The 11,746-nt window shown below is 57.6% G+C and carries 11 protein-coding genes and 1 pseudogene; 7 read left to right on the top strand and 5 right to left on the bottom strand.

Annotated elements, in window-relative coordinates; all coding sequences use genetic code 11:
- A pseudogene (locus tag AB4043_RS09775) lies at positions 1-1,131 on the top strand (hypothetical protein); the annotation flags it as partial.
- 27 nt (positions 1,132-1,158) lie between these two features.
- Here AB4043_RS09775 and AB4043_RS09770 read toward each other — a convergent pair.
- Entirely contained in the window at positions 1,159-2,130 is a 972-nt protein-coding gene (locus AB4043_RS09770; RefSeq protein WP_442299980.1) for a quinone oxidoreductase family protein, read from the bottom strand.
- A gap of 301 nt (positions 2,131-2,431) precedes the next feature.
- Positions 2,432-2,917 (bottom strand): DinB family protein, encoded by a 486-nt coding sequence (locus AB4043_RS09765; protein ID WP_442299979.1) that lies wholly within the window; start codon positions 2,915-2,917, stop codon positions 2,432-2,434.
- A 95-nt stretch (positions 2,918-3,012) separates the two neighbouring features.
- Between AB4043_RS09765 and AB4043_RS09760 the strand changes: the two genes are divergently transcribed.
- From AB4043_RS09760 to AB4043_RS09735, 6 genes are all read left to right on the top strand, one after another.
- Complete coding sequence (locus tag AB4043_RS09760; RefSeq protein ID WP_442299978.1) at positions 3,013-3,984, top strand: helix-turn-helix transcriptional regulator; 972 nt, start codon at positions 3,013-3,015, stop codon at positions 3,982-3,984.
- Between the two features lie 126 nt (positions 3,985-4,110).
- Entirely contained in the window at positions 4,111-4,710 is a 600-nt protein-coding gene (locus AB4043_RS09755) for an RNA polymerase sigma factor (protein ID WP_442306958.1), read from the top strand.
- A complete protein-coding gene (locus AB4043_RS09750) occupies positions 4,707-5,288 on the top strand; it encodes a hypothetical protein (RefSeq protein WP_442299976.1) in 582 nt (193 codons plus the stop codon). Before AB4043_RS09755 ends, AB4043_RS09750 begins: the two co-directional genes overlap by 4 nt.
- Positions 5,289-5,315: 27 nt before the next feature.
- On the top strand, positions 5,316-6,077 hold the full coding sequence (locus AB4043_RS09745) for a hypothetical protein (protein ID WP_442299975.1): 762 nt from the start codon (positions 5,316-5,318) through the stop codon (positions 6,075-6,077).
- A gap of 120 nt (positions 6,078-6,197) precedes the next feature.
- Positions 6,198-7,517, top strand: coding sequence for a diguanylate cyclase (locus AB4043_RS09740; RefSeq protein ID WP_442306957.1), 1,320 nt, complete (start codon positions 6,198-6,200; stop codon positions 7,515-7,517).
- A gap of 191 nt (positions 7,518-7,708) precedes the next feature.
- Complete coding sequence (locus AB4043_RS09735; protein WP_442299973.1) at positions 7,709-8,164, top strand: hypothetical protein; 456 nt, start codon at positions 7,709-7,711, stop codon at positions 8,162-8,164.
- Positions 8,165-8,309: 145 nt separating this feature from the next.
- Here the strand turns inward: AB4043_RS09735 and AB4043_RS09730 are convergent, their stop codons facing one another.
- From AB4043_RS09730 to AB4043_RS09720, 3 genes are all read right to left on the bottom strand, one after another.
- The gene (locus AB4043_RS09730) at positions 8,310-9,110 is read right to left on the bottom strand and encodes a 3-keto-disaccharide hydrolase (RefSeq protein WP_442299972.1); all 801 of its coding nucleotides are present in this window, start codon (positions 9,108-9,110) and stop codon (positions 8,310-8,312) included.
- 142 nt (positions 9,111-9,252) lie between these two features.
- The gene (locus AB4043_RS09725) at positions 9,253-10,824 is read right to left on the bottom strand and encodes an acido-empty-quinoprotein group A (protein ID WP_442299971.1); all 1,572 of its coding nucleotides are present in this window, start codon (positions 10,822-10,824) and stop codon (positions 9,253-9,255) included.
- On the bottom strand, positions 10,821-11,603 hold the full coding sequence (locus AB4043_RS09720; protein ID WP_442299970.1) for a c-type cytochrome: 783 nt from the start codon (positions 11,601-11,603) through the stop codon (positions 10,821-10,823). The genes AB4043_RS09725 and AB4043_RS09720 overlap by 4 nt, the downstream gene beginning before the upstream one ends.
- Positions 11,604-11,746: the final 143 nt, after the last annotated feature.

Here is an 11,746-nt window from a genome sequence, read left to right as displayed (position 1 = left end):
GTCTATCTCAGCAAAGACAAAGCCGTGATGACACGCGGCAAGGAGGTCTTTGCGGAACGTTGCGCGCGGTGCCACTCCAGCAAGCTGCCCGATTCTCCGAATGCCGTGAGCCTGCAGGGATGCGCAGGGAAGAACTATCTCGATTGCTGGAACAAATACTGGACGTGGACCAAGACGCCGGAATTCAAGAAGGCAATGCGGGATATTGTGCTGCGAGATGACTTCCTGAACGATAACTTCCTCTCTACGGACGCCAGGATACCGGTCACGCTACTTAAGACCAACGCGTGCAGTCCGCTGGCAACGAACGGTCTTGGTGGCAATATCTGGGATAACTTCACGTCGCAGAGTTACAAGGACCTGCCTTCCGTCGGCTCGATCGATGTGCAGGATCCCTACACCGGCAAAACATCGAGTTATCAGATGCCGGCGGGTGGCAGGGGGTACACGCGCGTCCCAAGCTTGATCAGCGTCTGGTCAACGGCGCCATTCCTGCTGAACAACACGGTCGGGAACAACTCAAACTACTATCGCATTGGGCCAAGCCCCGATCCTGGAGTCGATGAGCGCATGAAGGAGTTCAACGATGCGATTCATCAGCTCCTGTGGCCTGAGACAAGGGAGAAGGACAGCGTTCTCCCAGACAAGCTTGCGGGGGCTGTGGATCGCACGACGCAACGCTCCTATCTGACAGCAGGCGCGGGTTATCTGCCGGAGCCGTTCTCCAGCCACCCAGAGGTCGCGCATGCGCTGGCGCCATGGCTCTTTGGTAAGGACGGCGTCCAGCTCGGTCCCATCCCTGCTGGGACGCCTGTTAGCCTGCTTGCAAGCCTGAACCTGATGAGTGACAACAGCAGCAGCTGGGATCGTTTTGAACACAATCTCCAGGCAATCCGGTTGGTGCTCAAGATCAAGTCAGACCTGAAGAAGATCGGCGACGGCGCCAGCGATGCGGAGATCAATCACATCTTCGCGAGCGTTGAGCCGGATCTGATCAAGTTCAACAAGTGCCCTGACTTCGTTGTGAACAAGGGACACTACTTCGGCACAGATATGTTGACGGGCGAGGGCGAGCCAGGACTTTCGGATGATGATAAGCGAGCGCTGATCGAGTTCCTCAAGACCTTCTAGAGAAGGTCTTGAGGATCGCGAAAGAGCCTATGCCTGCAAAAGGACGCGGCCGAAGGGGCGATCTTCGAGCAGAAAGCGTAAGGCTTCGGCTGCCTCCTGTAAGGGGAAAGTGCGTTTTACCATTGGCACCAGCTTGCCTGCGGCGAACAGAGGCTCCATGGTGTCCCACGCCTTTTGCCAGGCTTCGGGAGAATACGACATCAATGACAGGCTGAGCAGTGAGGCTCTCTTCCAAATCAGGTCGGTGACGTCGATCGTGCTCTTCTGGCCACCTGAGTAGCCAAGTGTGACTGCTGTTCCCGATAGGGCGAGCGTTCCCAGCGCTTCACTCAGAACTGTGCCGCCAACGCCATCGATGATGACGTCCACGCCTTTTCCCTCAGTAATGCGTCTGACTCCATCCCGCAGCGTTTCCTGTGACAGGTCGATCACTTCTGCGAAGCCAAGCTCGGCAGCCTCACGGGCTTTTGAAGAGGAAGAGCTGGTAGAGATTGCATGAGCTGCTCCGCGGGCTCGTGCCAATTGCGTGACGGCATTTCCTACCGAGCCTCCGATTCCGGGCGCCAGCACGCTTTTCCCGGGAGCAAATCCTGCCTTCTCCAGGGCAAGCTGGGCGGTCAGATAGGCAACCGGCAAACCAGCGGCCGCCGCCAGATCGACGCCTTCCGGAACGCGGCGCAGATGATCGCGATGTACCACCGACCACTCACTGTAGGTGCCATCGCGAAGCACTCCGTAGGGGCCAAAGAACATCACCGGTGTCCCTTCCGGGAACGCAGCATCGCCTGTGGACGCAACCACGCCGGAGCCTTCGTTGCCCAGCACAAGCGGCGCTCTGGCTTTCGGATAATGGCCGCTCAGGATGGTGTAGTCCAGAGGAGTGACCCCGGCCGCAGCCATGCGCACCAGCACTTCGTTTTCACCGGGAACAGGCTTGTCCCTCTGGATAAGTTTTAACGAGCTGTAACCTTCGAACCCCTCAGCGACCATCACGCGCATGCCAAATCTCCATCGTGCTTTTTGGCGGACACGATCAATGCAGACTCGCAGCCGCATCGAGATAGATGTCGGCGCCGGGAATTTGACTCAACTCAGCTGAAAGAGATCTTCCAAAAGGGAGAGAGGGCTACCGGTCGCGCGAATAGATGCGATTCCTCGGTAGCCCTCCGGGTAGGTAAGAGACGTTTAAAAGGATTTTCCCTGTTGCTGGGTATTCCGGAAGCGGCGTGAAGCGGCGTTTTCATTGCGGAAAACGCCCATGGATGCGGAAGCCCTACTCTACACCTACAGGGAAAATGCTCTAGTCCCGCTCCCAGAACGGCGGTGGCTCGATGCCAAGCGCACGCAGATAGACATATCCCTGGCCGCGATGATGGATCTCGTTGTCGATCGCATACTGGATGGTGACGATCCCCGGCATTTCCCACTGGCCGAAGGCCTTGTCCACTTCGTAGAAGCGATGCGGAGGAATCTCCGGGAACTTCTTGTCCAGAGCTGCGGTCTGCTCGTCCCACAGGCGCAGAATCTCGCTCTTGGTAGTGGGCTTGTCTCCCTTGTTGAACTCCTCCCATTTGCCGGTGGCGACTCCATCCACGATCGGGACGGCCATGCGGATGAACTCCCACGCCATTTCGGCAAAGGGCCTCATGCCGCCCACTGAAAACTGAAAGAGCTTCTCTTCCGGAAATGCGTCAATCACGCGACGCGTGAGCCGCCGATGTCCTTGCCAGCTCTTGAGCAGGGCGTCTGCAGTCACTACGTTCACGGTTGCTGTCTCGGTTGCCATATCGATTCCTCCAGGTAGCCTATCCAGGCTCAGGAGAAGATTAGCCGGAATTCCCGACAACCTCTGTCGCAAATTAATGCCAAACTGAAAATCGTATGTACGACCCCATCATGCGCGTCCTGACGGTGCTGGAGATTCTGCAGGCGCGCGACCACGTGACTGGGGCAGAGCTGGCCGAGCGTCTGGAGGTCGATCTGCGTACCGTGCAGCGTTATATCGTCCGACTGAAGGACCTGAGTATCCCTATCGAGTCTTCCCGTGGAGTGGGTGGGGCTTACCGTCTTCGGCCGGGCTACCGTTTGCCGCCGCTCCTGCTGACCAATGAGGAAGCCTTTGCGCTCTCCCTGGGGTTGCGCTCGCTCAGCCAGATGGGGCTGTCGGCGTTTGCACCAGCAACCGAGGGTGCGCTCGCCAAGCTGGAGCGTGTCATGCCGCACTCGCTGCGAGACAGCATTCGCACGGTGGAAGATGTGGTGGCTATCGAGCCGGGGCCGTGGGTGGTTTCTACATCCGTGGACTCCCTGATCCGTGCGGCCTCCGCCATTCGTACGCATCGAGAGATTCGCTTCTCGTATCGTTCTCATGACGGAACGGACTCACGCAGGAAGATTCAGCCCTATGCGGTGCTCCACACGGATGGCCGATGGTATCTAATCGGCCACTGCCTGTCGCGCAAAGCGCTGCGTACCTTCCGGTTGGATCGGGTTGAGGAGCTGGAGGTGTCCTCCACCAGCTTCGATCCTCCTGCGCGCTTCGATGCGAAGCAGCATATGCGGGCGCACATGCCATTTGTGCAGTCGGATTACCAGATCGATGTCTGGATCGATATGCCGATCGGGGAGGCGGAGCGGGCGTTTTCTCCCTGGAGGGTCGTGACTGAGGAGCAGGAAGGCGGAACCCGCCTGCGCTGCGGCCGTGATCGTCTGGAGATGGTTGCCGCGATGTTGCTCAGCCTGGGACGCCGGATCGTCGTCCATAGTCCCACGGAACTGCGCGAGGTCTTTCGTCGCCTGGCGCAGCAGGCACTGCAGGCGGCGGAAGATACGGGGCCGTCAGGATCCCGGTAGACGCATCGATCGATTGACCACAGAACTGGGTGCCCCATCCATTGCATCGCAAATGGGTGGGATAGGAATCGATTTTTCTCGTTCTGAGGGAACTCTTTTGCCCGCTCGCGGTAATCATGAATAGCCATGTTCAAGCGATACAGAGTTTCTCGCGATCGTGAATCCGATGCGGCACTGGTTCGAGCTGCCTGTCTCGGCAACGGAGATGCGACCGCGGAGCTATATCAGCGGCATGGAGCCATCGTTTATCGCTTCACCCTGCGCATGTGTGGTGATGCCTCTATGGCCGAAGAGGTTACGCAGGAGGCTTTTATTGCGTTTCTTCGCCATCCTCATCACTYCGAAGCAGAACGAAGCGCATTCTCTACCTGGCTTTGCGGCGTTGCACGCAGGCAGTTGTGGAAGCGCCTGGAGCGCGACGAGCGTTTCGTTGAGCTGGATGACAGGGAAGAGCCTGTTGAAGCGCCATCTTCGGATGCTCCGGATCAATGGCTCAGCCGGAAAGAGGCCGTCGAGATGGTCCGTAAGGGAATTGATGAGCTGCCGTTACTGCYGAAAGAGGTTGTCATTCTCTGTGAGCTGGAAGAGATGACCTATCCGCAGGTCTCTCTCATCCTCGCCGTACCGATAGGCACCGTTCGCTCGCGATTGCATCGCGCTAAAGCCAGGCTCGCCACATTGTTGTCCGAAGTTCCGGCAGGTGCGGAAAAAGGAATACGTCCATGAATCGTTCATTGCAGGAAGCTCTTTCATCTCTGCGTCAGGAGCATCAGGAGATCGGCGCTCCCGATTCGGTGAAACGCGGTCTGGTCGCGCTGGTGGAGGCAGGCGTCGTCTCTGGTAAATCTCCGCAACGTTCATGGTTTCGAGTGGCAGCTTTGGGTGCTGCACTGGCAGCTTGCTCCGCGGTTGGAGTGTTCTATCGATACCATGCGACACCCGCTTTGCACGTACAGCCGGTAACCGTTGCGAGTCTACCGAACACACTCCCAGCAGCCGGAGCTGCTCAAGAGCGTTCAACTCCATCCGCTTCCAAAGGGAAGTCTCCGGCCGCGCATACAAGAACGGGGAAGAGACCAACGACTGCACCTGCAATGAACGACATGAATCCCTTTATCACTCTGCCATCGAGTGAGGGATTGCCTGCGCCATCGATGGCTACGCTCGTCCGCATGCAGATTCGCCGGGATGAGCTTCGGCAGTATGGCTTCGATGTTTCTCCGGCCGTTGCTTCAGAGATGGTTCTGGCGGAGTTTGTCGTGGGCCAGGATGGCCTGTCGCGCGCCGTTCGGTTTGTTCGTTGATTTTCAGCTTAGAAAGGATTACTTCCAATGCAATATCACCGCATCGTCTATACCGTTCTCACCTCGCTAACCATCTCTTTCCTGCCGGCCATCAACATGGCTCAGCAGGCTGAGCGGCATGAACAGGATCGCGCTGTCGAAGTGCTTTCCATTGACAGCAAGCTGATCAAAGGCAAACCATACGTGGCTGATTCCACGACCGAGACGGTTCAAACATTGCCCGATGGCAACCGGATCGTGCGCCATACGGTCAGCAGGTTTTATCGCGACAGCCTCGGCAGAACCCGGCGAGAGCAGACGTTTGGCAACATCGATCCCGCCAATCCTGGTCCTCACGAAGTGAAGGTCTTTATCGATGACCCGGTAGGCAATATGGCTTACGTATTGGATCCGGGGCAGAAAGAAGCGTTGCAACTGCCGCGGTCTCGCAAATTCCTCGATGAACGTGAAGCCCAGAGCAATCCGCCATTACGCAAGCTTCCTCCGCTCGATGAGGCGCGCAGCATTACGCAGCAGGATCTCGGCTCCAAAACGATTGAAGGCGTTCTCTGTAACGGACGTCAGCAGACCATTACGATTCCCGCCGGGCAGGTAGGCAATGAACGGCCTATCGCCATCGTTACCGAGACCTGGTTCGCTACAGGCATCGATACCATCGTTCAGTCGTCCACGAATGATCCCAGGTTCGGCGAGACACGGTATCAGCTGCACAACATTCAGGTTGGCGAGCAGGCAACCTCGTTGTTCCAGGTTCCCTCCGGCTATCGGCTGGAGCAGCCAAGGCAATAACCCTCGAAATAGTTAGAGCCCGGCGTGCTGAAGTGCAATCAGCTCGCCGGGCTTCTGCTTTTTGCCTGCGTTACTAAAGTCGTAAAACCTTCTGCCGACATATAGTTCAAGGTTCCTACTATGCCGGCGATTCGTGGTTCTCAGGCAGCACTGACGCAGCAGCTCTTTGAAGTAGCTCGTCTTCGTGCACTACACGCGACCGGACTATTGGATTCCGAACCGGAAGAAGCCTTCGATGACATACGACGGCTTGCGGCAAAGATGCTGCAGTCGCCCATTGCGACGGTGGCATTCATCGACGATGCTCGCGTGTGGCTGAAATCGGCAGAGGGTATGACCTGTGCGTCAACTCCTCGCAAAGAGTCAATCTGTCACTACACGCTGCTGGCCTTGCGACAGCGGATCGTACAGGTCGACGAGCTAACCCGTACAGCAGATGCCCTCGCGAAAGACCTGCTCTCAAGCAATGAGCGCTTCTGCGCCTTCATGGACCACAGCCCGGTTGCCGCATACATCAAGGACCAGGATGGCCGCATGCGCTTCTATAACCGCAAGGTGGCCGAAACTTTCTGCATTACCCAGCACGATTGGCTCGGGAAATCCGATCACGAGATATGGCCGTCGGAGCTGGCAGATGAGTACCGTGCTGCGGATCTGGCAGTGCTCGCACAGACTGGGTTAGTAGAGGTTGAAGAACGGACACCCGCTCCCCACGGCAGCCATCTCTACTGGAAGTCCTACAAATTTCCCTTTACCGATGCAAACGGCCAGCGCTTCCTGGCAGGTATCGCGATTGATGTAACGCGCGAGAAATGCCGGGAAGCGGAGCTGGAAACTGTTAAAGAGGAGCTGGCGGCAAGGTCCGCAGAGCTGCGGCGGATGACTGTGACCGATGCGTTGACCGGTCTTCCGAACCGCCGAGGCTTCAATCGCTGGCTCGACCAATGTGTCTCTAGTGCTTCGCGCAGCAACCGTCCGCTTTCGATGATGATGATCGACGTCGATCACTTCAGCGTGATCAATGACATCAAGGGGCATCTTGCAGGAGATGCGATGCTGGCCGAACTCAGCAGAGTTCTGCTGACACTTGTCAGTCCATTCGATCATGTCAGCCGTTTGGGAGGAGAAGAGTTCGCCATTCTGCTTCCAGATACAACTGCGAAAGAGGCGCTCGCCCTGGCAGAGAATATCTGTCGTACTATTTCGCAGCAGTCAGGCATGCTGCAGGGAATGACGGTGAGCATCGGTGTTACTCCCTGGACTCCCGAGAAGTCAGGGAATATGTTGATCGAAATTGCCGACGCGAGTCTCCATCGAGCGAAACGTTCTGGAAGGAATCAGGTCATCCTGGGAACCAGTCTCGAAGCTCTACGCAGCGATCTCTCTCCAATTCCATCGGTGCTCGATCAGACTGCCGGTGTTGACACCTTCATCGGTTGAGCAATCGTCGTTCGGCGAAATATATCGCCGTAACTAAATTGCAGTCCAGATATTCCCAGTTTCGCCGATATACCGATTTAAGCTTCCTTTGCTAAAGATACTGTCAGGCTGACGAGTTCGATTCTGAGCTCGCAGCGGACCGCTCCATTATGCGAAGTGGCTTGGCATATATCCCGTACGGAGGGTCGCGTATGCAGGTTATCGAAGGGCAGCTTTTTCTAAGACAGGGTTCCAGGGTCCCATCAGAGACTGTGCGCGATGCGGTCTCATGGAATGCCAAATGGCTTCAGCTTGCGAGGAGTCCGGGAGCTGTCGAACAGCAGGTGAACCGAAGCGGCTGGCATCTCTTCCGGCTCACGGATCAGGTAGGAAAATGGAGCGTCGGAGGCAGCCGCGACGCCGCGTTCCGCCAGGCATTGCAAAGCGCTCTCGCCGGAGTGCCTGCATCGAGAAATATGGCGGAACTCGTTGAGGTCCGGCAGACCTCCTGCTTAGGTTTCTTTCTTTGCCAGATCCGAATGGCAGTGCGGCACACACAGCAGGGCATGATCCTGAGCTTGACGCCAAATGTGGCGATGATCTCTCCAGCGTCAGGGGAAGGAAAGCTTCCTGGCTTTACGGGGCTCACGAAACAGGCGATTGTCTAGCTGCTGGGTCTCCACCCAGTGTGGTGAGTCTAAAGTTCTTGTCGTAAAATTTGTCATCCTGARCGYAGTGAAGGACCTGCTTTTTYAKCGCTTYGGATGGCAAAGCTSTTCATGATTTATGTCGGCGAACTTCTGACTCAGGACACTAGCTTGTCCTCAGCCAGATATTTCGAAACGAAATTTTCACCGAGCCCGGTCCGGCACACTGAAGTCCAATCACTCCGCCGGGCTTCCACTTTGCAGCGTCGTCATCGATCAGGATGGCGACGGTCAGCCCGTTGATCCTCTGGATGACGGTATGTCCGCGCACGATCAGGTGAACGGTATTCCAGTCGCGCGGTTTGAAGAAGCTATTCAGATCTTTTGTCGACGTGAGTTCTCCCAGCAGTTGTGGTGTCTTGCCTGTCTGGGTGTGAACGATCTGGCCGCGTTCTCCGATGATTCCTCGCCCGCCGCCTTCGGCCAGAATGCCAATATTGTTTCCGTCGCGCTGCAGGCTCAGGTCAAACTGTAAGCCGGCGAGATTCCACTTCGGGTCTTGGGGAAATACAGGCGCGCCCGAGCGCGGCGTGACTGGCGGAGGAGGGTAGCTGTGATACTGAATGCCGCTGTCTGCCTGCTCTCCTTCAAGCTTTACTTCCAGTTTGAGCTCAAAGTCAGCCGGCTCAGCTCCGCGATAGATGGCGAAGGTCTGTGGATTGCGCGTGCCTTCCTGAGATGTGTACGCGCCAACCAATGCTCTATCTTTCACCGTCCAGACGGCGGGATTAACATCCCAGCCTTTCAGGCTGATTCCATCAAAGATCTGCGTAAATCCTTCGTGGTCGTTGGGGTCCACATCAACCGGCAGGATACGTGCCGGTCCACGCGTAGGTGCCGTCTGCGGTTGCTGCGAGAGAAGCGCGACGGAGACAGCGAGACAGGTGACGGCAAGCGTGCGTTTCATCACGACCTCTGTAGGGTTTTGGAAGCGCACTTACTCTACAGGGCTGTGACGAAGCTTGAGAAGGCGTGCGCAGGAATACACAAGGTCTTAAACAACAAACGGAACGCCAAGGCGCTCCGTTTGTTGTTTATCCTATCGTTCGCTACCGCAGCACCCAGGCATACAACGTGTCGCCTGCGGCCGCAGTGATGTACTGCAAGCCGTCCAGCTCAAACGTTGTTGGTCCGTTGCTGACTGGAGCATTCAAACCTGAATGCCACAGGATCTCGCCGGTGGTGGAATTGAAGCCAATGAGGTTCGCAGAAGGATCTCCGGTGAAGAGCAGGTTGCCGGCCGTCGTCAGAATGCCGGAGCGGGCGCCGGAGGTGGGCCACTCGTGGTTCCAGCGGACCTTGCCGGTACGGTAGTCCATGGCGCGCAGCGAGGCCGAAGACCACCCACCGCGATCGTTGCCGGCCCAGCCCTCGGGCTTCTTGTTGTTGTCGTAGATGTAGTAGACGCTGTAGGCGTCATACGCCGGAACGTAGAAGAGACCGGTCAGCGGACTGAAGCTCGGCGGGTACCAGTTGGCCGCACCCGCCTGGTTCGGCGCTGTCAGGGTGCCATTCTGTTTTGCGACGACCGCAGGATCGGGAATCGGCTGGCCTTTCTCATTTACACCCTTCGCCCAGTTCTGCTTGGCAAACGGAATGCTGGTGATGGCCTTGCCGTTGGTGCGGTCCAGAAGGAAGTACCATCCGTTACGGCTGGCCTGGGCGAGAAGCTTGCGAGGCTTGCCTTCGATGGTGCCATCGATCAGAACCGGTGTCTGCACGGCATCCCAGTCGTGAGTGTCGTGCGGATTCGGTTGGAAGTACCACACCAGCTTGCCGGTGTCCGGGTTCAGAGCGCAGATAGTGGAGGTAAAGAGATTGTCGCCGGGCCGTGCCGTACCGTTGATGACAGGCTGYGCGTTGCCGGTGCCGAAGTAGTAGAGGTTCAGATCCGGGTCATAGGTGCCGGCCACCCAGGTCATGCCGCCGCTATGCGTCATGGCCTCGTCATTCGGCCAGGTCTTGGCTTCAGGGGTCCCGGGTTCGGGATGCGTGTACCAACGCCACTCCAGAGCTCCGGTATCCGCATTATGTGCTTCCACATAACCAGGAATATCGAAGTCATCGCCGCTGATGCCGACCATCACGTGATTCTTGACGATGACCGGAGCGACGCTGCCGAAGTAGAACTGGTCCGGGTTGCCGATGGAGGAGTGCCATTTCTCCTTACCTGTATGGATGTCGATCGCCACCAGGTTGCAGTCTTCGGTCTCGAAGTAGAGCGTGTCACCCTTGATGGCCGCGCCGCGGTTGCCGATGGTCTCTCCACCTTTGCTGGCCCAGTCAAACTGCCACAGCTTCTGGCCGGTGCGTGCGTCCACGGCCCAGGCGTGGCTGGGTACGGTGAAGTAGATCACGCCGTCGACCATCAGCGGCGTTGCCGAGATGCGCTGTCCGCCGCCGGTGGTGGTGGTGATGCGATAGGTCCAGGCAAGCTGCAGCTTGCCAACGTTCGTGGTATTCAGCTTGCTCAGCTTGCTGAAGCGGCGCCCGCTGTAGTCGCCGTTGTATGTCGGCCATTCAGTCTGCTGCGCCGGCGCCGGCTTTTTGACAGCAGCCGTCTGCGCGGACAGGGGTAGAGAGAGCATGGCCAGAGCGGCCAGAGAGAACAGATGCTTCATGGAATCGTCACCAGGTATGCGGTCAGGTTGTGGATGTCGGCATCGGTGTAGCGGTTCAGCAGCTCCACATGGCCTGCATAGGGATCGGTCGTCTTTACCTTGAGCGCGGCGGTGCGATTGAACGACTGCACGCGGCCGTCTTTGTCCTTCAGGGAGACGGTGAAGTCGTCGATATGCACCAGGTCGCCGGTAATCGTTTTCCCCCCTGTCGTGACTTCAACCTGCGCTTTGCGCTTGGATCCAAAACCTGTATTGGGGAAGAGGAAGCGCTGCTGCAGGGAAGCGACACTCAAACGCTTGGAGATGCCGGCCAGGTCGCCGCTGGGCGAGTGACACTTGTTGCATCCACCGGCCCCATTGAAGTACGCCTCGCCGGCCTTGGCATCGCCGCTCAGCAGGTTCTTGGGCTCGGCGTCGTAGCCGCTACGCAGGATCTTATTGATGGAGAACGAGAGGAAGTTCGAGAGGTCGGCTGCTTGCTTGGCGTCGAGCTCAATCTTGTGGGGAGCGTCCTTCAGGTAGGGGGCAAGCTCCTTGCCTTTCAGGTTCTCGCGGCGATCGTGAAGGACCTTCAGCGAGCGCAGCAGGTCGGGCGCTGCCTGAGTGCCGCGCACATCGTCACCATGGCAGCGTGCGCATTGCTGCCCGTAGATAGCCTTGCCGCGTTCGGCTGCGGCTGGGTCTGTAATCGACCGTGGAAACTGCGCCAGGGCCGGAGTTGCTATGCTGAGGCCCAGGGCAAGCAGCAGTTCGGAACGAGCGAAGAGGTGAAATCTCATCGTTCCTATTTATACTTTGTTCGCACGACCAACAGAAACTGAGATTGGGACTATGAATCGCCGACACTTTTGTCATCTCGCAATGGCCGGTACCGCACTGTCCCTGGCCCTCGCAATGGCCGGTACCGCACTGTCCCTGGCCC

The sequence above is a fragment of the Terriglobus sp. YAF25 genome (genome assembly GCF_052113305.1).
Classification (GTDB): Bacteria; Acidobacteriota; Terriglobia; order Terriglobales; family Acidobacteriaceae; genus Terriglobus.
This window is presented reverse-complemented; position numbering and strand designations above follow the sequence as displayed.

Bases quoted from the DNA above. Each gene is read 5' to 3' on its own strand.
- AB4043_RS09770 (WP_442299980.1), bottom strand. From the start codon at position 2,130: ATGCGCGTGATGGTCGCTGAGGGGTTCGAAGGTTACAGCTCGTTAAAA.
- AB4043_RS09765 (WP_442299979.1), bottom strand. From the start codon at position 2,917: ATGGCAACCGAGACAGCAACCGTGAACGTAGTGACTGCAGACGCCCTG.
- AB4043_RS09760 (WP_442299978.1), top strand. From the start codon at position 3,013: ATGTACGACCCCATCATGCGCGTCCTGACGGTGCTGGAGATTCTGCAG.
- AB4043_RS09750 (WP_442299976.1), top strand. From the start codon at position 4,707: ATGAATCGTTCATTGCAGGAAGCTCTTTCATCTCTGCGTCAGGAGCAT.
- AB4043_RS09745 (WP_442299975.1), top strand. From the start codon at position 5,316: ATGCAATATCACCGCATCGTCTATACCGTTCTCACCTCGCTAACCATC.
- AB4043_RS09740 (WP_442306957.1), top strand. From the start codon at position 6,198: ATGCCGGCGATTCGTGGTTCTCAGGCAGCACTGACGCAGCAGCTCTTT.
- AB4043_RS09735 (WP_442299973.1), top strand. From the start codon at position 7,709: ATGCAGGTTATCGAAGGGCAGCTTTTTCTAAGACAGGGTTCCAGGGTC.
- AB4043_RS09730 (WP_442299972.1), bottom strand. From the start codon at position 9,110: ATGAAACGCACGCTTGCCGTCACCTGTCTCGCTGTCTCCGTCGCGCTT.
- AB4043_RS09720 (WP_442299970.1), bottom strand. From the start codon at position 11,603: ATGAGATTTCACCTCTTCGCTCGTTCCGAACTGCTGCTTGCCCTGGGC.